Here is a 24623-nt window from a genome sequence, read left to right on the forward strand (position 1 = left end):
AAAGCTGCACGGATAGTTATTTACTTTGCAAAAGCGCAGCTCCGGTACCCATTCCCGAGCTGTAAATAATTTTTCCAAAATCAAAATGGACACCCGATGCAGGATCATTGCTGATCAAAAGAGATCCATCCATATCTACATAATCCAATAACGGGAGTACATGTGCAATAGCAGAAATACCCACACTGGATTCGGTCATACATCCAACCATTGTTTTCATACCCAAGGATTTTGCTTCCTGAATCATTCTGAGCGCAGGTGTAAGTCCACCACATTTCGTTAGTTTAATGTTCACGCCGTGAAAAAGTCCTTTACATTGAGATACATCACTTTCTGTTATACAGCTTTCATCTGCAATTACCGGAAGTATACTTTGATGGTATACCAGCTTCATTCCTGCAGTGTCATCGGCAGGTAGCGGTTGCTCAATGAATTCAACTCCAAGACTTTTTAATATAGGTGCATTGCGGATGGTTTCTGAGGCGGTCCACGCACAATTAGCATCTACGCGAAAAATGGCGTCTGTATGTTTTCTTAGTTCCTGAACTATACGAAGATCTTCGTGTGTACCTAGTTTTATTTTGTAAACCGGCCATGGGAGCTCTTTCATTTTAGATACCATCTTTTCAACTGTATCAATACCAATCGTGAAATTGGTCAATGGATTTTGATCAACTGAAAGATTCAGGTACTCATATAATTTTTGATTTTTCTTCTTTGAAAAAAGATCATTTGCCGCTTCATCCAGTGCACACAGGGCAAAAGAATTGTTCGAAAGGTAAGTGTGTGTTATTTCCCAAAGTTGTTCCGCGCTGTTGTATCCGGCAGCTTCAACTACAGTACGCACGATTTCCAGAGATGCAGACATATTATCTACGGTGACTCCGTAATAAGGATTTGATGTCGCTTCTCCGAAGCCGGATAAGTTTCCATCCCTTAACTCTACAATGAGTGTTGGCTGTACATCACGCGAATCGTGTGCGATTGTGAAGGTATGTTTAAGCTTTAGATCGAATGGATGCAGTATGAGTTTCATATTATTAAGTGTGTGTAATTATAGGTGTTAATTTCGCATATCGAGTCCCCAGGAAAGCTTGCTACGTAAGGTATTGAGAAAGCTATCGTCCAGCATTTTAATAAGTTTTGCTCTGAAATGAGCTTTTCGTATCGTTAGCTGTGTGTTTTCGTCTACTATGCGCGACCGGGCATCCAGCGATATCAGGAAGTTATTACTTCTGCTTTTTACTTCCAGTCTTAATACAGCAGTGTCTTCCACGACAAGAGGCCTTACATTTAAGTTGTGAGGGCTGATGGGGGTAACAATAAAGTTCTGTGAGTGTGGTACCAGTACAGGCCCGCCGCAACTGAGTGAATAACCGGTAGAGCCAGTCGGTGTCGAGATAATTAATCCATCGGCCCAATACGAATTCAAAAATTCATCATTGAGATACGTATGAACGGTAATCATCGATGACGTATCCGTTTTAGTGATCGTAAAATCATTTAAACCGAAATTGACTCCGTCAAACAGATCCGCATTATCAATTGCAACGAGCGTTCTTTCGTCAATACGATATTGGCCGTTATCCAATGCGGTGATCATATCAGAAATGCGTTCGGGAGGTACAGTTGCCAGAAATCCTAATCGGCCTACATTAATGCCAATAGCTGGTATTTCTTTTTCACCCACATGAGAGATGGTTTCCAGCAGCGTCCCGTCACCTCCCATACTCACAACCAGTTTGGTTCCGTCGAGATCTTCCGGTTTATCGTAAACCAAAGATGTGTGATGTGCAACGCCCTGTTGGTCGAGAAATGTACGGAATGTCGGAGATAAGCTTACATCTATTTCACGTTTTGCCAGTTCATTGAACATGTTTTCAATGAAAGGGCGAGCGGACTCATTAAAATTACGTCCGTGAATGGCTATCTTCATGGAAGAAAAAGTGGATCATGGTTTTACTCGAAAGATACATGACAATTACACGGATTCAAATACACGGTAATATTTAGTCGTACCTACTTACGTAGCGAGATAACGAAGAAGCATGTCTAATCTCTCCTGATCCAGTGTTTCAATAGGATCGTTGGCATGTGCTTCGAGTATATCATAACCAAACCGTTCGAGTGTGGCTATGATGGGAGTGATGTGAGTCCGATTCAGTTTGAGTGTAAGCCTGGATTCCTGCAGTGGATGCGATGACTCTGATGAAGAATAATAGCTACTTAGGATTTTGGTGCCGTTGGACTCTATCAAACGGCTAATTTCAGAAAGAGAATAATCCCGTTCCGCTACCTTTAATACCAAAACAGCTCCCTTTTCCTGTACACCCAGTTCATTGACAAATTGTTCCACAAGATCATTCAGCAAAATGCTGCCTGTGAACGCCTTCCCATCCTGAACAACAGGTATGATCGTTAGGCCGAACTCGTTCACCAGTCGTAGAAGTTCATAAGGATGCTGATCTTCCAGGGCATATATATCCTCGTGCTGGATAATGACGCGTGAAAGCTTTTCACCGGTATCATGTATATCAAAAAGAATATCCTGGGAAACAATTCCCTTGTAGATTCCGGAATCTGCAACTACAAGCTGACTGGTCCGGAATTCGTCCATCCAATCCAAAGCCGTGCTCACCTGGTCGGTAAGCTTCAGGGCGGGGATCATAGGATTTATCAGCGTAGTAGCCAGCATATAAATATTGTAGTTTTCCGAATGTATCAAAAAAAGCTGTAGGTGTCAAATTTGCAAAAACTTTTAAAATAAAAAAGAGCCGATTTAAGGCTCTTTAAAATTATGCTATCGCAACAGACACATGTTTTTCTAAAAAGCTCTCTAATATAACGTTAAATTCCTGAGGACGTTCCATCATAGGAGCATGACAGCACTTATCGATAAAATGCAGCTCTGAATCTGAGATCAGTCTATTGAACTCATAACCTACATGAGGTGGTGTAATCGTATCATTAAGTCCCCATACGAGTAGTGTAGGAACAGTAATCTGATGAAGATCTTTAGCCAGGTTGTGTCGTTGAGCTGATTTGGCAATGCCAACAATACTCATACATTTTGGAATGCTGGAAGTAGTTTCAAAAACTTCGTCTATCAAATCCTTAGTAGCAACCGCAGGGTCATAAAATGTATAAGCAACGCGTTCACGGATATAGTCATAGCTTCCCCGCTTTGGAAATGAGCCGCCCATCGAGTTCTCAAATAGTCCGGAACTACCTGTGAGAACAAGCTTGTGGACATTATGCTGATTCTTTAAAGTGTAAAGTAAACCTATATGTCCACCAAGCGAATTACCTATAGCTGTGACATTGGTAAGGTTTTTAAAAGCAACGAATTCTTCCAAAAATGCAAGCAGGGCTTCCAGGCCAGCTTCCCGCGGAGGTAATTCATAGATTGGAAGAAGCGGGATAATAACCCTGTAACGGTCGGAAAAATAATCAATTATCCCGTCCCAGTTACTTAATGCACCGAAAAGGCCATGCAAAAGCAACAGAGTTTCGCCTTTTCCTTCATCGATAAATTGAAACTTGCCTTCGGCATGTACTGAATATTTCATTCTCGTGGTATTGGGTTTATTATAACTTGTAAATTAAAACTGCGAAGTTTTACTATAACGCATCAAAGAAACTACTGCATGATTTTGTCATTACACAAAACTAATTATTTTTTTCGATTGAAAAACCGGAATCAAACATCTTTACAAGTTTTATTTCTTGTAAATATTATATATTAATTAGTTTAATCGGTCAAATAACATAGAATGTTTCAATTTTGGTTCAGCGTATGTAGAATTTGTCGGTGTAATGCCTGCAGAGACATTGTAAACAGATCGGATTATACTGAAAGCCTATTTGCTCACTATTTATAGGAGAATTTTCATTCAAAACGAGATCAAGAAAGGTAATTAATCAGCAATTCAATGCATATCTTCCATTAGAATTCTATTAGAATAAATAAGGTTATGCCTACACTGTTTATAAAAGTTTCTTTAGTGCCAGTGTGAGCTCAAGGTTAGTTGAAGTCCTGATTAATTGGTGGAGATTGTCAATTCCCTTTCTGATACATAGATTGGGTCGGTATTCGGAAGTAATAATTCTTATGTTATTCTGATGAATATTAATTGTTTTTTCGTGTGCATGCTGTAGCTCCTCATGCATTTTCTCGCCGGGTTGCAGACCTGTAAATATAACTTCGATATTTTGGCCAGGCTTTTGATACATGTCAATTGTACGGGAAGCAAGATCCTTAATCAGAATGGGTTTACCCATTTCAAGAATTAATATCTGTTCCGACATACCAATAGCAGCAGCTTCCAGAACCAACTGTACCGCTTCTGAAATTACAATAAAGTAACGCGATACCTCTGGATGTGTGACATGCAGAGGTAAATTGCGGGATATCCTGTCTTTGAAAATCATGAAGACAGAGCCTGCGGATCCTAATACATTGCCGAATCGCGTAATGATAAAGTCGGTTTTGGTTTTTAGAGAAAGAAGGTAAAGCTCAGAGAGCCTTTTGGAAATTCCCATAACATTGATAGGATTCACGGCCTTGTCAGTTGAAATAAATACAAATTTTTCAGCATCAAACTGAATGGACAGATCTGCAAGAACTTCAGTGCCGAAAATGTTATTTTTGATGGCGATGACAGAATCGGTTTCGAGTACATTGACGTGTTTATATGCAGCTGTATGAAAAATAACCTGTGGCTTGAACTCACTAAATATGCGTCTCATGTCTTCCTGGTCGGTAATGTTTCTAAGCTTTATGCATACATTTTTTTGAGTAGCATAAATTCTCTTTAGCATAGAAATGCCATTTTCAGACTGATCAACGGCAACTACCAGCTGAGGGTGAAACTGAATAACTTGTTTTAATAGTTCGCTGCCAATAGATCCAGCAGCACCGGTAATCATAATTCTTTTCCCTGAAATGCAGCGTTCAATATTACTTGAATCCCAGGTAATGCTTCGACGTAGAAGTAGCTGTTCCATGATGTTGTATTGGTGTGTTTCAGATTGAAGAGGGCGAGGGCCTGTTCAATCTTTATACGGAACAACCATGATAAGTAACAAAAAAGGGGACTGCACACGGTGCAGTCCCCTTTTACAGTCTTTTATGCGTCTTATATAATTCCTTCCAAAAGACCTGGTGCAATCCCGAATAGAAGTGTAAAGAAGGTAGCGATTACGAGTATTACCTGATAAAATGGTGCAACCCTGATCTGACCTATATGACCTTCTTTAAGATATGCAGCAATGATAACACGGAAATAGTAGTATATACCAACTGTTGACATCAGAACTGCAACTACAGTGATCCAGATGATACCTCTGTCTGCCGCGCTGGTGAAGATAAAAAACTTACCCCAAAAACCAGCTGTCAGCGGGATTCCAGCCAGAGACAACATAGATACTGTCAGAACAAATGCAAGGAAAGGGTTACTTTTTGCAAGACCGTTAAATGCATCATAACGTTCGTCAGGTTGACCATCGATGGTTTTTTCTTTTGATACCAGCATAAGCACAGCAAATGCACAAATCGTTGATAAGGAATAAGCCATGGAATAAAAAACGATCGCGTTCTCTGTAGGCTCAGATAAAGCTGTAACTGCAATAAGCAAATACCCTGCATGAGAAATCCCTGAATATGCCAGCATTCTTTTGAAGCTGTTTTGGCTGGTTGCTCCAATGTTTCCCACCATCAATGTCAGTACAGCAATTGCGGCAACCACAATCCACCAGAAACTGTAGATATTTGTAAAAGAATGATCAAGCAATCTGAAGATAGCAGCAAATCCTGCCGTTTTCACGATTGTAGACATGAACGCCGTAAAGATTGTTGGAGCTCCTTCGTATACATCCGGTGTCCAGAAATGGAAAGGTGCTGCAGACACCTTAAACAGCATGCCTATCAGTAACAGTAGCAAGCCTGCGTAAAGTATGTATGATGGCATTGCAGCGTGACCTACACTTACAAATGATTGTATTCCTGTAAGGCTAAATGATCCGGTTGCTCCGTAAAGCAGTGCTATTCCAAATAACATAAAGCCTGAAGCGAAGGCTCCCATCAAAAAGTATTTCAAGGCAGCCTCGTTGGAGCGAAGATTCCTTTTATTGCTACCCGTAAGTACGTACATAGCGATTGAAAGGATTTCTACCCCGATAAACAGCATAATCAGGTGTTCAAAACCAATAAGCATGATGGCGCCAACGAGAGACAATAACATCAATGCATAGTATTCTGCAGGTTCAGAATCAGGATTATCCTGAAAACCACCGGAAATAGCGACGATCATAAATGCCGATATAAGTACGATGCCATTGAACGCCAGTGTGAGGTTATTCACACGTAGCATATCATAGAAGTATAGTAATGGGCCTTGATTCCAGTCTATGAAGTTTGAAGCTAACGCAATAGCCAGGAACAGTAAGACGGATGGCAAAAGTATATTTTTAGATTTCGAGAACCCTAAAAAGAGTGTGACGATTCCAAAAACTGACAACAATACAATGGGATACATATATTACTTATTATCGTTTGTCACTAGGATTGAGCTAATGGCTGTTTACCGAATGTTCCTTAGCTGGTTATTAACTATTCTGTCAGCGTATGATTAGCTGGCAATTATTTTCAATATCTGTGCAATAGCAGGCTCTGAAATCTTCAAAAATGTATTTGGGAAAATACCGATCCAGAACACCATGGCGGCAAGCGGCAGGAGTACGGCACGCTCACCTAGTGTCAGATCTTTAAATCCTTCCACCCAATTTGATTTAGGACCAAACATCGACTTTTGATAAAGACGAAGCATATATACAGATCCAAGGATGATTGTAAGTCCGGCAATAGCACCAAGCCATGCGTTGTATCCGAATATTCCTGAAAGCAACAGGAATTCACCGGGGAAACCATTGGTCAGTGGAAGTGCAACACTTCCCAGCAATAGAATCATAAAGTAGATACTGAACTGAGGCGACGTTTGAGAAATACCTCCCAACTGATCCAGATATCTTGTTTTGGTACGGGTCTGGATCAGATCCACTATATAAAACATACCTACTACATTGATTCCGTGAGCAAGCATTTGTACCATTGCACCTTGTAATCCATTTGCAGATAGCGAGAATACGCCTGCGGACATCAGACCAACGTGTGCAAACGATGAGTAGGCAACAAGTCGCTTCATATCCCTTTGTTGTATGGCGATGATCGATCCGTAGATAATACCAATTACTGATAGTATTACCGCGAGAAGACCCCAGGTCGCTACGCCGGATGGTACGATAGGGAGGAGTAATCGGATCAGACCGTAAACACCCATTTTTAACATAATCCCCGAAAGCAGCATGGTGGCCTGCGTAGGAGATTCAGTGTAGGTATCGGGCTGCCAGGTATGGAAAGGAAATAAAGGCATTTTGATAGCAAAAGCAATAAAGAATGCCCAGAAGATAAACCCTTGTGCCTGAGGACTTAATTGCAGATTGTAAAATGCTGCCAGTTCCGAAGTATGATTGTCTGGTGTTTGATAATACAGAAATACCAACGCCACCAGCATAAACAAACTACCGAACATGGTATAAATGAAGAACTTGAAAGTAATTTTCGCTCTGTTTTCTCCACCCCAAACAGCAGCAAGGAAGTATACCGGAATCAGTGCTGCTTCGAAGAAAAGATAAAAGAGAAAAGCATCGGTTGCTGTGAAAACGCCGATCAGTGCAGCTTCCATGAACAGAATCAGAGAATAAAAGCTCGCCTGATTTTTATAATCATGACCGAAAGCTGAAAGTATAATAAATGGTGTCAGAAATGTAGTAAGTAAAACCAGAACCATACTGATTCCGTCGATACCCGCCGCAAATGATATCCCTGCGGACTGTAACCAGTGGTATTTGAAAGCAAACTGGCTGCCTCCTGCCGGATCAAACTGAGACCAGACAAAAATTGCCAGGCCTAATTCGGCTAAGCCCCCGACTAACGCGACCTGCTTGGCAAGGCGTGAACCGGTAGCCAGTGTAAGTACAGCGGCTGCAATGGGTAACAATATTAAAAGAAGAGTAAGCATATTTTCAAGTCAACGGTCAGCAACAGATGGTGAACGGTATAATATCAAAGTAACAGCTTCCAGAACAAGATTACGACAATCCCTAAAACCATGGCAAATACATAGTCTCCTGTAGAGCCGGTTTGTGTTTTTCTCAACAAAGAGGCAAGAAAACGAATCAGACGTGCAGCTCCGTTAACAAACAGATCGACGAAGAATTCTCCGAAACTGTAGAACGTATTAGACAACGTCTTGGTAGATTTTACAAAAACAGTGTCATAAAGCTCATCCACATAATATTTGTTATAGATCAGATTTTGTAGCGCAGATCTCTCCTCCGAATCTGGAGCAGGCACGGCAGACTTTTGCACATACATTACATAAGCCACAATGCCTGAAATAGCCGCTGCAGCAACAGAAATTCCCATCAGCAGGTATTCCTCGGAATGAGATAATGCGGTTGGTAAAAAAGCTTCCGGATTTACCTGGCGTGCAGCATCAAAAAGAGGATTCATAAAGGCTGCCAGCTGATGAGAGCCATGCAGTGCTTCGGGTATACCTATCGCGCCCCCAACTGCTGAGAGGACAGCAAGGATAATCAGGGGTATCGTCATGCTCGCAGGCGATTCATGCAGATGATGTTCCTGCTCATGTGTACCTCTGAAACTTCCAAAAAAAGTAAGGAACAGGAGGCGGAACATATAAAAAGATGTCATGACAGATCCCAGAACACCAATTACCCAAAGGATTTTATTGTGTTCAAATACATGCGCAAGGATTTCATCTTTGGAGAAGAAGCCGGAGAACGGAGGTAAACCGGAAATCGCCCATGTTGCAATGAAAAACGTAATGAAAGTGACCGGTAATTTTTTCCTCAAGCCACCCATGGAACGGATATCCTGCTCATCGGACATAGCATGAATTACGCTACCAGCTCCAAGGAAAAGCAGTGCCTTAAAGAATGCATGCGTGATCACATGGAACATGGATGCAGAATAAGCCATTGCTCCCAAACCCATAAACATATATCCAAGCTGACTTACCGTTGAATATGCCAGTACTTTTTTGATGTCGTTTTGCAGAAGGCCTATAGATGCGGCAAACAATGCAGTGGCAGCACCAATGATGCCTACAATTTCCAGTGTGGATGGCGCAAGTGAATAGAGCACATTGGAGCGAATCACCATGTATATACCAGCTGTTACCATGGTCGCAGCGTGAATCAGGGCAGATACAGGTGTTGGTCCGGCCATCGCATCAGGAAGCCAGGTAAACAACGGAATCTGCGCTGATTTACCCATCGCACCGATAAACAGGAACGCTGTAATGGCAATAATTACAGGATCTCCCAATGAAAATGAGGTAGCTTTTTCAAAAACTTCCAAATATTCTACTGTTCCGAATGTAGCGATGATCGTAAAGATACCAAGCAGGAAGCCGAGATCACCCACACGATTCATTATGAATGCTTTACGTGCGGCATTGTTGTAGTTTGTGTTTTTGTTCCAGAACCCAATCAATAGGTACGAGCAAAGTCCTACACCTTCCCATCCAATAAACATGATTACATAGTTGGATCCTAATACCAACAGCAACATGAAAAACAGGAAGAGGTTTAGATAGGCAAAGAATTTACCAAAACCTGAGTCATGGTGCATGTAGCCCATGGAATAAATGTGGATCAGAGAGCCTACACCCGTAACTATCAGGAGCATCAGCAATGATAGCTGGTCTACCTGAAATGAGAATGGAATATTGAGGCTGCCTACGGTGATCCAATCGAAGAGCGGGACGATCACAGGTTGGCTACCAGCTGCAAGAAATGCATTAAATGTGAGCAGGGACAGAATGAAACTTCCCAACACAGCCAGTGTTCCGATAATCCCCGCCAGACTTTTAGGAATGTGAGGAAAACCGAGCCCGTTGATAAGGAACCCGACCAAAGGCAATAAAGGAATTAGTACCAGTAATGATGGAGACATGTCTTTATTTGAACTGTTGTTATTCTTTAATCATAGTGAACTTACCGTCGATCAGCAACCGGATCACCATTTAAGTTTATTAAGAAAGCCGATATCGGTATTTCTTGTATTTCTGTATATCATTACAATAATTGCCAGTCCTACAGCTACTTCCGCCGCTGCCACTGCCATGATAAAAAATACGAAAACCTGTCCTGCAGGGTCAGAGCGATATGATGAAAATGCGATAAGTAACAGGTTCGCCGCATTCAGCATCAATTCTACAGACATAAAAATTACAATTGCATTCCGGCGGGTAAGTACGCCTATAATACCAATCACAAATAGAAGTGTGCTAAGTATAAGGTAATGCAGTAATGGAATATGCTGAATAACCTCAGGTATATTGGCGTTAGGTAACATTGGGCTTGGAAACATAGCAGATAACCTTTATGGATATTCGGATTTTTAATTTCTCAATAATGATGAATATTCAGCGTTAAATATCGTCTGGCTGATACAATCTTTGATTTTGGCAAAAATAGTTATAAATAGTTCTTCCTGCCAATGTAAATATGCATGCGTTACCGTTGGGTCAGCGCACGCAATTTTATTTCTGTAAGTCTGCGTTTGGTATCCAGAGGAAATTCGGCTTTCATCATCCAGTCGTAGAAAGAGGGTTCATTTTTGAGGATGTCCGCCACTTTTTTCCCGTTGTGTTTCCCGAAATTGAATACCTCTTCTCCTTTGTCATTGAAAACCATACGACCCGCAAAATCAATGATCTTGGAAGCGGTGAGCTCATGAAGTGCCGCTATATCATTTTTCACAGGTTCGTATTCAACTCCTTTCGGATCCAATACTTTAACGCCTTCGTACCGGGCTATCTGGCCTTGTAATACTTCAAATGTCGCCAGTGTATCAGCTTCTGCTCCGTGAGCACCTACCAATGTTTTACCACAATAGAACTTGTATGCAGCAGAGAGATTCCGTGGCTCCATCATGTGGAAAATGCGTTGCGTATCAATGCACTTCCTGTTTTTCACATCGAATTCAACACCTACGCGTAAAAATTCTTCCACCAGCATCGGAATATCAAACCGGTTACTGTTAAATCCTGCCAGATCGCAACCTTCAAGAAAAACAGCCAGATTTTTAGCAATGCTCTTAAACGTCGGCGAGTCTTTTACATCCTCATCATAAATGCCGTGTATAAGACTACTTTCCAATGGGATGGGCATTTCCGGGTTTACTCGTCTGGTACGCACTTCGGTCTCACCATTTGGTAAAGCCTTAACCACGGACAACTCCACGATGCGGTCGCGGGCAACGTTTACTCCGGTGGTTTCAAGATCAAAAAAAGCAAGCGGCTTTTTCAGATGAAGGGTATGCATACGGTACTCCTGTTTAATTAAGTGGCGAAGTTACGGTTTACAAGGTTACAGCCCAAAATCTGAGGTCAGTTTCAATTTTATGCTTTCTTTTTTATATTCATTCTAAATTCGAAAAGGTAAATGTTGCTTCACAGGATGGTCTGGATCGTTTACTCCATCCATGCATAGGATTTCGTAACCGCTTTCTGCCAGCCTTTGTAAAGTTGATTTCTTTTGTCGGTCGGCATATCCGGATTCCAGGTATGTGCCACCGCCCAGTTTTGCCGTAATTCATCCATGCTTTTCCAATAACCCACCGCCAGGCCCGCTGCGTAAGCGGCACCCAGTGCAGTCGTTTCTGCTACTGCCGGAGATACCACCTGTGTGTTGAGGATATCAGCCTGAAACTGCATCAGCAACTGATTCAGTACCATACCTCCATCCACTCTGAGTGAAGAAAGCTTGATTCCGGAATCCTTTTCCATTGCATTGACGACATCAAGCGTCTGGTATGCTGTGGCTTCAAGTACTGCACGTGCGATATGCCCTTTGTTGACATACCGGGTAAGTCCTGCTATAACACCGCGCGCATCATTGCGCCAGTATGGGGCATATAATCCGGAAAATGCAGGGACGAAATAGGCACCTCCATTGTCTTCCACAGTTCTTGCCAGTTTTTCGATATCTGAACTGTTTTTGATCAGACCCAGATTGTCGCGCACCCATTGTACCAGTGCACCGGTAACGGCTACACTTCCTTCCAGCGCATACTGTACCGGATTATTGCCAAACTGATAGGCTACTGTTGTGAGCAAACCACTTTCAGATGTTTTGATCTCACTGCCGGTATTCATAACCAGAAAACATCCCGTACCATACGTATTTTTTGCCATGCCGGGTTCAAAACAGGTTTGGCCAACCAAGGCAGCATGCTGGTCGCCCAAATCCCCGGCAACAGGTACACCCGGCAGCACCTCGTTGGTGACGGTACCATAGATTTCACTGCTGCTTTTAATGACAGGAAGCATTATGGAAGGAATGTTGTAAGCCTCTAACATCTCCTGGTCCCATTGTAGCGTGTGGAGGTTCATGAGCTGTGTGCGGCTGGCATTGGTGACATCTGTCACATGAATTCCGCCCTGCACTCCGCCGGTAAGATGCCATATGAGAAATGTGTCTATATTGCCGAAAAGCGCTTCTCCTTTTTCAGCATCGGCGCGCAGACCTTCTACGTTTTCCAGGAGCCATTGCAATTTAAGGCCACTGAAATAGGTAGATACGGGCAAACCTGTAATGTGCCGGAATTGATTAAGGCCACCTTCTTTTTCATACCTGGCCACCAGGTCTGTCGTACGTGTATCCTGCCAAACCAGTGCGTTGTAATAGGGCTTTCCTGTTCTTTTGTTCCAGACAACAGTAGTTTCCCGCTGATTGGTGATGCCTATGGCTGCAATGTCCGACGAAGTTGCTGAGACCTGAATACGGGCAATAGCGATCACTTCCAGTGTGTTTTTCCATATCTCATCAGGATTATGCTCAACCCAGCCCGGTTGTGGATAAATCTGTTTATGCTCCTTTTGTCCTACGGAAACAATATTTCCCTGATGGTTAAACAATATACAGCGCGTGCTGGTCGTCCCCTGGTCAATGGCGGCAATGTATTTCGACATAATGGTATTATGGTTGGCTTATTTTGCAATAAAGGAAGTAAATAGGGAAATTTAATCGTGATGCGCAAATCTCCCGGTCTGCATGCGTTAGCAGGCTGAACGATAATTACCGTTCTTATTCCAGCTTTTTTCAAAAGATGTACTAATGCCGTTCAGACCACTCACGCGCTCAGACTGGAGTCACATATTCCTATATTTACACTGCTAAAAATTTCCCCTTGAAACACATCAGTAAAAAATCATTCAAAAAGCCAACCATCCTGCTAGGGTGCATCGTGTTGATTTTTCTGCTGATGGATCTTTTTTTTCCATTCCGACCAAACATCCGTTATGCGACACAGGTAACAGCAGAGGACGGTGTGGTACTGAGTGCCTTTTTGAGCCCGGATGACAAGTGGAGGATGTACACGGATGAAAACGAGATAACACCCATCCTGATCAAAACGCTTATTCACAAAGAAGATCAGTATTTCTATTACCATCCCGGTGTTAATCCGTTTGCAATAGTAAGAGCAACCATAGGCAATGTTTCCTCTGGAAAGCGATCATCAGGAGCTTCTACCATTACGATGCAGGTGGTCAGACTGTTACGACCCAATCCACGTACTTACCTGAATAAAGTAATTGAAATATTCAGGGCTATTCAGCTGGAACTTCACTTTTCTAAATCGGAAATTCTACAGTTTTATTTCAATCTGGTGCCGTATGGAGGAAATATCGAAGGAATAAAAGCCGCTTCGTTACTTTACTTTGGGAAACCGCCACAGTTGTTAAGTCTTGCTGAAATAACAACCTTAACCATAGTTCCCAATCGACCGTCGAGTTTGAGGCCAGGTGTTCAAAATACAGCTTTGGCCGAAGCCCGCAATACATGGCTACGTCGGTTTCTGACAGACGGACTGTTTGATGATCAGATCATTCATGACGCATTAGCAGAACCACTCTACATCAAAAGAAGAGCCGTTCCTCGTCTTGCGCCGCATTTATCGGTTCGGCTTCAGAAAGAATTTTCCGGACAGCCGGTGATCCGGACGAACCTGAAATTACAGCAACAGCGGCAAACTGAGCAGCAGGTGCACAATTACATGAATCTTCTCCGTGGCCAAAACATCCATAATGCTGCTGTACTGGTGATCAATAATGAAACTATGGCAGTGGAGGCTTATGTGGGTTCTGCGGATTTTGACAATCCTTACGATGGCGGACAGGTGGATGGAATCAGAGCAGTTCGTTCACCCGGAAGTACGCTTAAACCTTTGCTATATGCGACTGCTTTTGATAAGGGAATTATTATTCCAAAAACAGTTTTGAATGATGTACCAGGTAATTTTTCAGGTTATGAGCCTGAAAACTTTGACCGGCATTTTAACGGACCTGTCACTACTGAATTTGCTCTGGCCAATTCATTGAATATTCCTGCCGTAAGAATTCTGAAAGAAATGGGTACATCTTCCCTGATTAATCAATTGAAAAAATCAGGATTTCAAACCGTGAAAAAACAGGAAAAGGAACTGGGATTGTCCATGATATTGGGTGGCTGCGGGGTTACGCTGGAAGAAATTACCCGAATGTTTGCATCTTTTGCCAATGAAGGCAATTATCAATCTTTGATTTATTTAAGAGATCAGAAAAAGACTGATAAAACGGCTCATATCGTTTCGGAAGATGCTGCATTCCTGATTACCGATATATTAACACAGATTACCAGACCAGATCTGCCTGCGAACTTTGATAATACCTATCATTTACCAAAAATTGCCTGGAAAACAGGGACATCTTACGGAAAACGGGATGCCTGGAGTATTGGTTATAACAAGCGGTATACAGTCGGTGTATGGGTAGGGAATTTTTCAGGAGAAGGTGTGCCGGAGCTAAGTGGGGCGAATACTGCTACCCCTTTACTTTTTTCGATATTTAATTCGCTGGACTACAACTCACCCAAAGGATGGTACAGCGCCCCGGCTAATGTGCAGTTACGGAAAGTATGTGCAGTAAGTGGTGATATTCCTTCTGGTTTTTGCGATCATCAGATTACCGCGCAATATATCATGGGTGTGTCGGTATATAGGAAGTGCTCGCATATGAGATACGTATTCACAGATGGGAAAATTTCTTATTGTACATATTGTTTACCGGATGGCAATGTTTCCAAAATAGCATTTGCCAATCTCGCCCCTGAACTGATTGCCTATTATGAACAACAGAAAATCCCATATCCGAAGCTCCCACCACATAATCCTTTGTGTGAGCGGGTTTTCCATGACGGTGCGCCCATTATTGTAAGTCCGAACGAGGGAAGTGAATATTTTATCAGAAAGGAAGATCCACAACAAATTCAGCTGGCTTGTCAGGCAGCGAATGATGTTGAGGTGGTTTACTGGTACGTAAATGATAAACTTTTTAGAAAATCCAGCCCTAATGAACCAGTTTTCCTAAGCCCACCTTTGGGCAGAGTGAAAATATCATGTAGTGACGATAAGGGAAGGAACTCAGATTTGTGGATCAAAGTGGGTGTTTTTTAGTCATGTGTGGTCAGGAAATAGTTATGTAGGGTCATGAATAGTCACGTTTGGTCATTTATACCTGACCATTCCTCACTACAAATTACCACCCTTGACAATAAATGACAATTGCCTCATCATAAAACCCCTACATAGTCTCCGGCTGAGCTTCCTGAAATAGAACCTGCATCAGTGTTTGCCCTACAGCTTTTAGCGTTTTCGGGTCAATATTTTCCATGGTATCATGAGTGGTATGCCAATCCTCAAAGAATGTGTTGGCAATATTGTCAGCGTTTGTATGGATAATGTCGATCATTGGGATTTTCGCCGTTTCGTTTACAGGCACATGATCATCCGTAATTGCTGAGCCTCTTCTGTCAATAAAATAATTGCTATATCCCAGCTGAGCCGCCAAGTCCCATACGGTCTTCACCACGTCGTCAGCCAATTCTACCGAATAGCCTTCTTTGAGGAATGTTGCATTTTTTGCTCCTACCATATCCAGCAGTATTCCGAAATATGCTGTATAGTTAGGTATGTGTTTGTTTGCTGCCCAATATTGTGAACCCAGGCAGTATCCGCTGAATTTATCCTTTGCTTCTCCATTTGAACTACCCCAATCTTCAGCATCAAAAAATATAATATCAACACCTACATCCGGTTTGTTTTGGATTGAAGAAAGTGTTCGGGCAATCTCAAGTAAAACACCTACACCACTGGCACCATCATTAGCGGCGAGAACAGGTTTGTTTTTGTTGACAGAATCCTGGTCAGAATAGGGGCGGGAATCCCAATGTGATGCAAGAAGAATACGCTTTGAAGCAGACGGATTGAAACTACCGATGATATTGCGGGCTTTCAACTTATGATTGTCATAGGTTGTAGCTGTGAAATTCTGTTCTGTTACTTCAAATCCTAATCTTTTGAGCGTTCCCACCAGGTAGTCGCCGCATTGTACGTGAGCAGCACTATTGGGTACCCGGGGACCAAAATCTACCTGTTTCTGAATAAATGAATAGGCCGAATCCTGATTAAAGGCAGGTGCCGTTACCAACTGAATGGTTTGTTCTGCAGTCTGCTCCGAACTTGTTTCGGTTTTACAGCTATTGAAAATTATAATTGCAGAAAGCATCAACAGAGCTTTCTGCAATTGATTTCTAAAATGAAATGACATCACCAGGTTTTATATCGTTACGATCACTGAATCCGGCATTTACCTCTACTACATATTGCGCTATGCCATTAGAAGGAAGGCTCTCTTCGGAAAAAGGTTTCGTATGTTTTTGAATAGAAATGATTTTTTTATTGGTATCTACATACATAATATCCAGCGGAATCTGTGTGTTCTTCATCCAAAAGCCAAGTTCTTTTGGTTCTGGAAAGATGAATAGCATGCCGGTAGAGTCAGGAATGTAGGGGCGGTACATGAGCCCTTTGTTCCGTTCAGTATCATTTTCCGCAATTTCTACGTCAATCTTGACAATTTTTCTGCCATTGCGGAGAAATACTAATTCTCCTTCTTTAGTAATCGCTTCATGAGCACTGGTTTCCGGTATGCTAACCTGCCTTACCGGGGGTGTTTTTTCAGTGAGGAAAGGTGCCAGCATATATGCTACACCGCCCAGCAGGAAAACTGCCAGCAGGGTGTAAGCAAATATGGACTGCCGGTTTTTCATACCTTACTCTTCGTAGGCCCAATCTATTCTAATCTTAGTATCATGAATAGCAAGGCCTTGCTTTTTAAAATACGAACGAATTTCGTCTACTTTTTCGTAATTTCTGGTTTGCTTGTATTCTCTGTACAGATTCAGCATTCCATCCAATACAGCGCTTCCTTCAGTTAATTCCTCTTTCAATCCCAATACATCTTCGAAAAAAGAAATGAATTTAGTTTTCAATTCATTGAAAACATCTTCTCCAAGCGCCTCTGGTTTTAACTGTCCGAGATTAAGCATATTCACATACTTGACCATATTGAACAGGTTTGCAAAAGCAACGGCAGTATTCAGATCATCGTTCATAGCTGTATAGAAGCCGTCAATCGATTTTTTGATGTCTGCAATTTTCTTTTCGTCTGTATCTGTTTCTCCGTCAGTCGAAAATGACATCCTTTTGATAATCCGAATGGCATTCGCCAGTTTCTTATATCCTTTCTGAGCTGCTTTTAGCGCATCATTTGAAAAATCAAGCGTACTTCTGTATTGGCTCTGGAGCATAAAGAAGCGAACCGTCATCGGGCTGTATGCCTGTTCGAGTAGCTCATGGTTGCCTGAAAACAATTGAGCAGGAAGAAACGAATTGTTGAGCGATTTTGACATTTTCTGTCCGTTTACTGTCAGCATATTCGTATGCATCCAGTATCTGACAGGCTCAATGTTGGTAAGTGCTTTTCCCTGTGCTATTTCGCATTCGTGGTGTGGGAATTTGAGATCCATTCCGCCTCCGTGAATATCGAATTGCTTACCCAGATATTTAGCACTCATACAAGTACATTCCAGGTGCCATCCCGGAAATCCCATGCCCCAGGGAGAATCCCATTGCATAATATGCTCCGGACTGGCTTTCTTCCATAGTGCAAAATCCAGGGGATTCAGTTTTTCTGCTTGTCCGTCGAGCTCCCGGGTTTCGTTGAGCAGGTCTTCAATAATTCTCCCAGACAGCCGGCCATAATTGTTACCGCTGGCCTGGTACTTATTGATATCGAAATAAACTGATCCATTCGATTCATATGCCATTCCCTTATCGATCAGTGCCTGGACAGCTTCAATTTGCTCTATAAGGTGTCCCGTTGCCGTAGGTTCTATACTTGGTGGCAATAGATTAAATGTGGCTGATACATCGTGGAAATCATTCGTATAGCGCTGCACAATCTCCATCGGCTCCAGTTTCTGGAGTTTTGCCATTTTCCCGATTTTGTCTTCTCCTTCGTCTCCGTCTCCTACCAAGTGGCCCACGTCGGTGATATTTCTGACGTATCTGACCTTGTAACCTATATGGGTAAGATACCGGAATAGTATATCGAAAGATAAAAAAGTACGGATATTGCCTAAATGAACATTGTTGTATACGGTCGGACCACACACATACATACCCACATAAGGAGCAGCGAGAGGTTCGAACAGGTCTTTATTTCGAGTGAGTGTATTAAAAATTCTTAGCGGCTGGTATGTGATCTCGGCCATGTATTTAAGTGCTTTCTTTGAATGAATGTTTTCGGATAATTACTAATTCACTTGCCCCGAACAACAACTTTTGGTTTTCATTTGCATGTGGAGTTAATCTGTTTCAACCCAACTGGTATGTTAATATTGCCTTAGGTAAATACTACCGGAACCCGAAAAATAACGTTCCTGGTCATTTGTTTTATTCTGAGTTAACCCCTCATTCGCAAAAATAACAAATAACCCATGATAGATTGCACCTGTTTCTCATTATAGGCAATAGGTCGATAAGCTATTCGCCTGTTTTCTTTATCTTCGCACCGTTTTCGGACAAAAAAATTATTTGAAACATACTTAAAATCAATACAATACTACTTTATGAGTTTATTAACAGTTGGATCTGTTGCGTTCGACGCTCTGGAAACCCCTTTTGGCAAAACGGATAAAATAATTGGCGGTGCTGCTACATATATTACGTTGTCTGCCTCCTATTTTACTAAGGAGAACAATCTGGTTGCAGTTGTAGGTGGCGATTTTCCTGATAGCATGGTAAGTCTTTTGCAAGATCACGGCGTAAATACAGAGGGTTTGAAGGTCATTCCGGATGGCAAAACTTTCTTCTGGTCGGGTAAATATCACGAAGATATGAACACACGGGACACGCTGGAGACTCAGCTGAATGTAATGGAAGACTTCGATCCGATCATTCCTGAAGCTTATCAGTCGACACAATTCTTGATGTTAGGAAATACAGTTCCTGCTACACAAAAGTTGGTTATTGAACGTATTGCTGCGCGTCCGAAGCTGATCATGCTGGATACAATGAACTTATGGATGAACATCGCACTGGAAGACCTGAAAGAGGTGATCAGTATGGTGGACGTCGTAACCATCAACGACGAAGAAGCCCGTCAGCTTTCAGGAGAGTATTCTTTGCGTAAGGCTGCTGCTAAGATTATGGGAATGGGCCCCAAAACACTGGTCATAAAAAAAGGAGAGCACGGTGCTCTGTTGTTCCAGGGAGAGCGCATTTTCTACGCACCTGCATTGCCATTGGAAGAAGTTTTTGACCCGACCGGAGCTGGTGATACATTCGCTGGCGGATTTATCGGTTACCTGGCAAGCACAGGAGATATATCCTTTGAAAATATGAAGCGCGCTATCATATATGGATCTGCGATGGCATCTTTCTGTGTAGAGAAGTTTGGAACAGAGAGATTGGTAAATCTTACACAGGATGAGATTAACGAGCGTGTACAACAGTTCGTGAACCTTTCGAGCTTCGAAATCGCTTAAAAACAGATAAATTGTATGGAAATGCATAATCGTGTTTCCATACATTTTCGCAAATGCCACCACTTTGGTGACTACCTGACTGCAATAGTCCTTCTTTCTTACCTCCTAGTATACATGCTGACGTTTGTCTCAAACCATGCATAAGAATGTATACTTCTCTTAATAACAAATACTATTTAGCACTGCTGCTTTGGCTTGTATTGAATACGGTCGTATTCTCACAGGCCCAATTACCCATATCAAAAAATAAACTTGTCGTCATTGCGCACAGAGGGAATCATGTCAATGTTCCGGAAAATACGATTGCTTCGTTCCAAGAAGCCATCGAGGCTGGTGCAGATTATGTAGAGGTAGACCTGCGCACCAGTAAGGACGGGCATCTGGTAGTGGTGCACGACGGAACTGTCGATCGTACAACAGACGGTAAAGGGCAGGTTGCAGATATGACTTTAGCAGCATTACGAGGGCTGAAAGTAGTAAACGGAACAAAAAAACCACATCAGATTCCCGAATTCAGAGAGGTGTTGAAAACCTGTAAAGGAAAGATCAATATTTATCTGGATTTCAAAGAAGCGGATGTAAAACAGACCTGGGAGCAGATCCGCGAGGCTGGAATGGAAAAACAAGTAGTGGTATTTATCAATAAAATACCACATTATAAGCAATGGCGCACTGAGGCTCCTCAGATGCCTTTAATGACGAGCCTGATTGACGAGGTGAAAACCAGTGCACAACTAGATATGTTTCTCGGGCAGGTAAAAATGGAGGTTCTTGATAACATTGCTGATCCTGAAATGGTACGGACAGCAGCTGAAAAGGGCGTATCAGTATGGCTCGACGTTCAGAACCCTTCGGAAGGACCGGATTCCTGGGAAGTGGCATTACATAAAGGTGTACACGGATTGCAGACCGACAAGCCATATGAATTGATTGCATTCCTGAAAAAGAAAGGCTGGAGAAATGGTGTTCCTGTCACGGCAGCGCTTCAAACCTCAAAAAAGAAATCAGGCTACATCACATTGAAAGATGTAAAATATGGTGATGCACCGGGTAATGAGAATTTACTGGATGCTTATGTGTCTCGAGCCCGTACGGATTCTACGAAGGTAATTGTATATATACATGGTGGTTCCTGGAGTGGGGGAGACAAAAGCGAATTTCCTGATGCTTTCATAGATGAGCTCGCAGGTAAAAGAGGATATGCGGTAGTGTCGATGAATTACAGATTGGTGAAGGATGGGAAGGATATTTTTCCTGCGCAGATTCAGGATGTTGAAAGAGCGCTGAAATTCTTATCCGATAAATCAGGAAAGTATCAGTATGACGGGAGTGAATTTCTGCTGATAGGCGGAAGTGCAGGTGCTCATTTAGCTATGCTATATGCTTACGGACATAATACGGAGAAAAAAGTAAAAGGTGTGATTGATCTTTGGGGACCGACAGATTTGACCGATAAGCTGGTGCGTGCGGATGGTAGTGATGCAGATAACACGGTGATCAGGTTTTTGGGAGAGAAAGACCCGAAAGCGCAAATTGCAAAAGATGCCAGTCCGTCCTATCATCTCACCAAAGAGACTGGCGTGCCAACAATTCTGTTCCATGGCGGACAGGATCCGCTTGTACATGTGAGTCAGGCTGAAAACCTTTATAAAAAATTATTGAGCCTGGACATTCCTGCGCAGTACGAACTTTATCCTGATGACAAACACGGAATGAGCGCAGGTTCTATGATTGATGTGATGGAGAAAATGCTGACATGGCTTGAACAAGCGTATCCCGCCAAATAGGTGGGATACGCTTGTTATTATGAGTTTAAATGAGATTGGATTTTTTTGTAAACCGGGCAGTCAGGAGTATGTGCTCCCGGCAGATAGCCCGTACTCATCAAAAATTCATTGACTATCTCGCCTCCGGTAAATTTGAAAGTTTTTTTAAACAACTTAGTCCAGGCGGCTTTATCGAGAGATTGGTGAGCATCCAGCCACGCCTTAAAAGATCCGAACTCTTGCTGAAGCTCTACTATTTTCTGAGCGTTGACAATGGCTGCGTTTATTTTAAGTCTATTGCGGATGATGCCTGAATCCTGCATCAATCGGTCGCGGTCGTTTTCATCGTAAGCAGCAATTTTTTCAATACAGAATTGGTCGTATGCGGTTCTGAAACTATTCTGTTTGCGAAGCATGAGCGTCCAACTTAGTCCCGCCTGATTGATTTCAAGTATAAATCTGCCAAAAAGCTCATCATCATCTTCAATTGAAAATCCATATTGATGATCATGATAGTGCTTATTCAGTAGGTAATCAGGGTGCTCGGAAATCTGATTATTGATATAATGGCAGTAAGACATGGTTAATACATTTATATAAGTCCGACCTGAACCTCAGTTATATTTCTTTCCGGATTCTCAAAATCCATATTGATGTAAATTTCTCTGTTTTCTCCACTCATAGCGGGCTCCTTTACCAGAATTTCTGAAATGATTCCGCCATACGTTTCACCAAGGCTGGACCATTCGCCATTGTGCGTGCAGGACATGCATCGGAAAGCCGGTAATATTCTCAGATCAAATTCACAATTGCTGATGTCGGTATCTTGTGGAGATACGGGAAGTGCAATAGTAAGAGCAAATGGGGTATCAGGATTGCCGTCAGCCCCTTTGTAAATCCAGTAAACCGGACCTGTTATTTCGAGATCACGCAGAACAGCGTCTTTATAAAGTTGACGAGCTACTACACGAACATAATTGGGAAGTTCCCGTAAGGTCGTTACAGTGTCGAAACAAAAAATGTGGAGCGGGGCTATTGTCTTAAGTTGCATAGATTGAAATGTTTTGAAATTGCAACAAATTAAGCCCGAGACAATGACAACAGTATGTCAGCAGCTTTTGAAAGAATAAGTAAAGAAGATGAAAGCAGCATCAGTGTTTTATACGTCGTACTGTCCTTTGCATCCATGGATAGCTGATATAAAGTGCTTTCGTAGCACCAATACCTACCCCTGCACCCATGAGTACATCAGCCAGCCAGTGTTTGTTGTTCAAAACGCGCATTGTTCCCACCGCTGTAGCTGTGCCATATCCACCTATACTGTATAGGGCACTTCTATGTCCATATTCCTCATGGAGAAGAGTCGCATTCGTAAAAGCAGTCGTGGTATGGCCTGACGGAAAAGAATGGTTGTCTTCCCCGTTTGGTCTGGGATAAGCAATAATGCGTTTCATACTCTGTGTCACACCCTGTGCGATCATGTTTGAAAGCAGAGCGAGTATCAATTGATCACCCAGCTTGTGCTTTCCCTTTACACCCGAAGCAGCCAAACTGAGACTTACTACACCGGGAGCGTAAGGAAGGTAATCGTCGACACGGGTCCTGAAACCAGGATAGCTGCTAACGACTTCCCTTTGTAGATGCCTGCTTATTTTTCCCTGCGTTATTAATCCTGCCAATGCAAGCGAAACAGGCGGAATCACATCCATAGGTTTCACCACCCACAATTGTGTGGAGTCGGTTGACTGCGCATTTACCTCCGATGCACCAAAAGGAGCAAGGCACCAGAGCATAAGTAACATACAATAACCGGATCTCAATCTGTGCAGAGATCCGGTTAATTGCGTCAAATATTGACTGGCACAAATAGACGCAGGATGGCAAATCATAAAATCGCCTGTTTTACTCGTACTAATCTCTCCAGTAATCCTTCAAGCTGATCCAGAGGAAGCATATTTGCACCATCCGATTTTGCTTCGGCTGGATTGAAATGCGTTTCGATAAACAGACCATCCGCTCCGACGGCGATGGCCGCTTTGGCAATGGTTTCGATCAGTTTAGGTTTCCCTCCTGTCACACCAGAACTCTGGTTAGGCTGTTGAAGGGAATGAGTACAATCCATAATTACAGGTACGCCAAAGGATTGCATTTCCGGAAGATTGCGGTAATCCACGATCAGATCCCCATAGCCAAAACTGTTACCTCTGTCGGTAAGTAACACCTGGCATTCCGGATTCACTTCATGTATTTTTTCGGCTGCGAATTTCATCGAGGCACCAGAAAGGAACTGGCCTTTTTTGACATTTACCGCTTTTCCCGTACGTGCTGCTGCAGCCAGTAGTTCGGTTTGACGACAAAGGAAAGCGGGTATTTGCAACACATCTACATATTCTGCAGCAAATGCGGCCTCATGTGATTCATGAATATCTGTAACGGTAGGTATACCAAACGTCTCACTCACTTCACGCAAAATTTTGAGCGCCTTCTCATCACCTATACCTGTGAAGGAATCAATTTTTGTACGATTGGCTTTTCTGTAAGAACCTTTGAAAATATAAGGAATTTTGAGTCGGTCGGTTACTGTAACGATATGTTCTGCAATCCGTAATGCCATATCACGTCCTTCAATGGCACATGGGCCGGCCATCAGAAAGAACATAGGAGAATCTGTATTTTTTAATTGAGGTATGCTTATCATGTCGTGGTAAATCTGATATAATCAAAAGTTTTGCGAATGTACAGTTATCCCTAATGTTCTCTATGAGATTGATACTTTTATTGAAACGTATAAGCACAATCAACTGATTTTCTGTTTTTTTAAAATTCAGGCATCAGAGA

General features: G+C 42.4%; 21 protein-coding genes. 3 read left to right on the forward strand and 18 right to left on the reverse strand.

From position 1 onward, the window contains the following. Nucleotides 1-16: 16 nt before the first annotated feature. The 11 genes from AC1XUE_RS21585 to glpK form a co-directional block, all read right to left on the reverse strand. Nucleotides 17-1036 carry a dipeptide epimerase gene (locus AC1XUE_RS21585; RefSeq protein ID WP_483358090.1) on the reverse strand — a complete coding sequence of 340 codons (1020 nt, stop codon included), beginning with the start codon at nucleotides 1034-1036 and terminating at the stop codon, nucleotides 17-19. 27 nt (nucleotides 1037-1063) lie between these two features. Further along, complete coding sequence (locus tag AC1XUE_RS21590; protein WP_483358091.1) at nucleotides 1064-1936, reverse strand: NAD kinase; 873 nt, start codon at nucleotides 1934-1936, stop codon at nucleotides 1064-1066. An 87-nt stretch (nucleotides 1937-2023) separates the two neighbouring features. After that, nucleotides 2024-2725 (reverse strand): CBS domain-containing protein, encoded by a 702-nt coding sequence (locus AC1XUE_RS21595; RefSeq protein ID WP_483358092.1) that lies wholly within the window; start codon nucleotides 2723-2725, stop codon nucleotides 2024-2026. Between the two features lie 70 nt (nucleotides 2726-2795). After that, nucleotides 2796-3569, reverse strand: coding sequence for an alpha/beta fold hydrolase (locus AC1XUE_RS21600; protein WP_483358093.1), 774 nt, complete (start codon nucleotides 3567-3569; stop codon nucleotides 2796-2798). A 418-nt stretch (nucleotides 3570-3987) separates the two neighbouring features. Next, complete coding sequence (locus AC1XUE_RS21605; protein ID WP_483358094.1) at nucleotides 3988-5007, reverse strand: polysaccharide biosynthesis protein; 1020 nt, start codon at nucleotides 5005-5007, stop codon at nucleotides 3988-3990. 131 nt (nucleotides 5008-5138) lie between these two features. Further along, a complete protein-coding gene (locus tag AC1XUE_RS21610) occupies nucleotides 5139-6536 on the reverse strand; it encodes an NADH-quinone oxidoreductase subunit N (RefSeq protein ID WP_483358095.1) in 1398 nt (465 codons plus the stop codon). A 93-nt stretch (nucleotides 6537-6629) separates the two neighbouring features. Further along, nucleotides 6630-8078: a complex I subunit 4 family protein gene (locus AC1XUE_RS21615; RefSeq protein ID WP_483358096.1), complete on the reverse strand. Its 1449-nt coding sequence runs from the start codon at nucleotides 8076-8078 to the stop codon at nucleotides 6630-6632. 44 nt (nucleotides 8079-8122) lie between these two features. Then, entirely contained in the window at nucleotides 8123-10039 is a 1917-nt protein-coding gene (gene nuoL, locus AC1XUE_RS21620) for an NADH-quinone oxidoreductase subunit L (protein ID WP_483358097.1), read from the reverse strand. 63 nt (nucleotides 10040-10102) lie between these two features. Next, nucleotides 10103-10456: an NADH-quinone oxidoreductase subunit NuoK gene (nuoK, locus tag AC1XUE_RS21625; protein WP_483358098.1), complete on the reverse strand. Its 354-nt coding sequence runs from the start codon at nucleotides 10454-10456 to the stop codon at nucleotides 10103-10105. Nucleotides 10457-10602: 146 nt separating this feature from the next. Then, entirely contained in the window at nucleotides 10603-11412 is an 810-nt protein-coding gene (locus AC1XUE_RS21630) for an exonuclease domain-containing protein (RefSeq protein ID WP_483358099.1), read from the reverse strand. A 149-nt stretch (nucleotides 11413-11561) separates the two neighbouring features. Beyond that, nucleotides 11562-13061, reverse strand: coding sequence for a glycerol kinase GlpK (gene glpK / locus AC1XUE_RS21635; RefSeq protein ID WP_483358100.1), 1500 nt, complete (start codon nucleotides 13059-13061; stop codon nucleotides 11562-11564). Nucleotides 13062-13354: 293 nt separating this feature from the next. Between glpK and pbpC the strand changes: the two genes are divergently transcribed. Continuing rightward, nucleotides 13355-15583, forward strand: a complete 2229-nt coding sequence (pbpC, locus tag AC1XUE_RS21640) for a penicillin-binding protein 1C (RefSeq protein WP_483358421.1) — start codon at nucleotides 13355-13357, stop codon at nucleotides 15581-15583. 127 nt (nucleotides 15584-15710) lie between these two features. On the opposite strand, the gene AC1XUE_RS21645 is transcribed toward pbpC, so the two are convergent. The 3 genes from AC1XUE_RS21645 to cysS are packed head-to-tail and all read right to left on the reverse strand — an operon-like array spanning nucleotide 15711 to nucleotide 18744. Further along, nucleotides 15711-16736, reverse strand: a complete 1026-nt coding sequence (locus tag AC1XUE_RS21645; RefSeq protein ID WP_483358101.1) for a M28 family peptidase — start codon at nucleotides 16734-16736, stop codon at nucleotides 15711-15713. Next, on the reverse strand, nucleotides 16720-17238 hold the full coding sequence (locus AC1XUE_RS21650) for a DUF192 domain-containing protein (RefSeq protein ID WP_483358102.1): 519 nt from the start codon (nucleotides 17236-17238) through the stop codon (nucleotides 16720-16722). The genes AC1XUE_RS21645 and AC1XUE_RS21650 overlap by 17 nt, the downstream gene beginning before the upstream one ends. Before the next feature lie 3 nt (nucleotides 17239-17241). After that, entirely contained in the window at nucleotides 17242-18744 is a 1503-nt protein-coding gene (gene cysS / locus AC1XUE_RS21655; RefSeq protein WP_483358103.1) for a cysteine--tRNA ligase, read from the reverse strand. A gap of 357 nt (nucleotides 18745-19101) precedes the next feature. Here cysS and AC1XUE_RS21660 point away from each other — a divergent pair, with 357 nt between their 5' ends. After that, a complete protein-coding gene (locus tag AC1XUE_RS21660) occupies nucleotides 19102-20019 on the forward strand; it encodes a PfkB family carbohydrate kinase (protein WP_483358104.1) in 918 nt (305 codons plus the stop codon). 146 nt (nucleotides 20020-20165) lie between these two features. After that, nucleotides 20166-21806: a glycerophosphodiester phosphodiesterase family protein gene (locus tag AC1XUE_RS21665; protein WP_483358105.1), complete on the forward strand. Its 1641-nt coding sequence runs from the start codon at nucleotides 20166-20168 to the stop codon at nucleotides 21804-21806. Between the two features lie 17 nt (nucleotides 21807-21823). Here the strand turns inward: AC1XUE_RS21665 and AC1XUE_RS21670 are convergent, their stop codons facing one another. The 4 genes from AC1XUE_RS21670 to kdsA all read right to left on the reverse strand — a co-directional run bounded on the left by AC1XUE_RS21670 (nucleotide 21824) and on the right by kdsA (nucleotide 24483). Then, a complete protein-coding gene (locus AC1XUE_RS21670) occupies nucleotides 21824-22366 on the reverse strand; it encodes a DNA-3-methyladenine glycosylase I (RefSeq protein WP_483358106.1) in 543 nt (180 codons plus the stop codon). An 11-nt stretch (nucleotides 22367-22377) separates the two neighbouring features. Continuing rightward, nucleotides 22378-22836 carry a GyrI-like domain-containing protein gene (locus tag AC1XUE_RS21675; RefSeq protein ID WP_483358107.1) on the reverse strand — a complete coding sequence of 153 codons (459 nt, stop codon included), beginning with the start codon at nucleotides 22834-22836 and terminating at the stop codon, nucleotides 22378-22380. Nucleotides 22837-22936: 100 nt separating this feature from the next. Continuing rightward, nucleotides 22937-23587 carry a phosphatase PAP2 family protein gene (locus AC1XUE_RS21680; RefSeq protein WP_483358108.1) on the reverse strand — a complete coding sequence of 217 codons (651 nt, stop codon included), beginning with the start codon at nucleotides 23585-23587 and terminating at the stop codon, nucleotides 22937-22939. Between the two features lie 83 nt (nucleotides 23588-23670). Next, entirely contained in the window at nucleotides 23671-24483 is an 813-nt protein-coding gene (gene kdsA / locus AC1XUE_RS21685; protein WP_483358109.1) for a 3-deoxy-8-phosphooctulonate synthase, read from the reverse strand. Between the last annotated feature and the right edge of the window lie 140 nt (nucleotides 24484-24623).

The sequence above is a fragment of the Dyadobacter sp. HNCC25DJ187 genome (genome assembly GCF_056895255.1).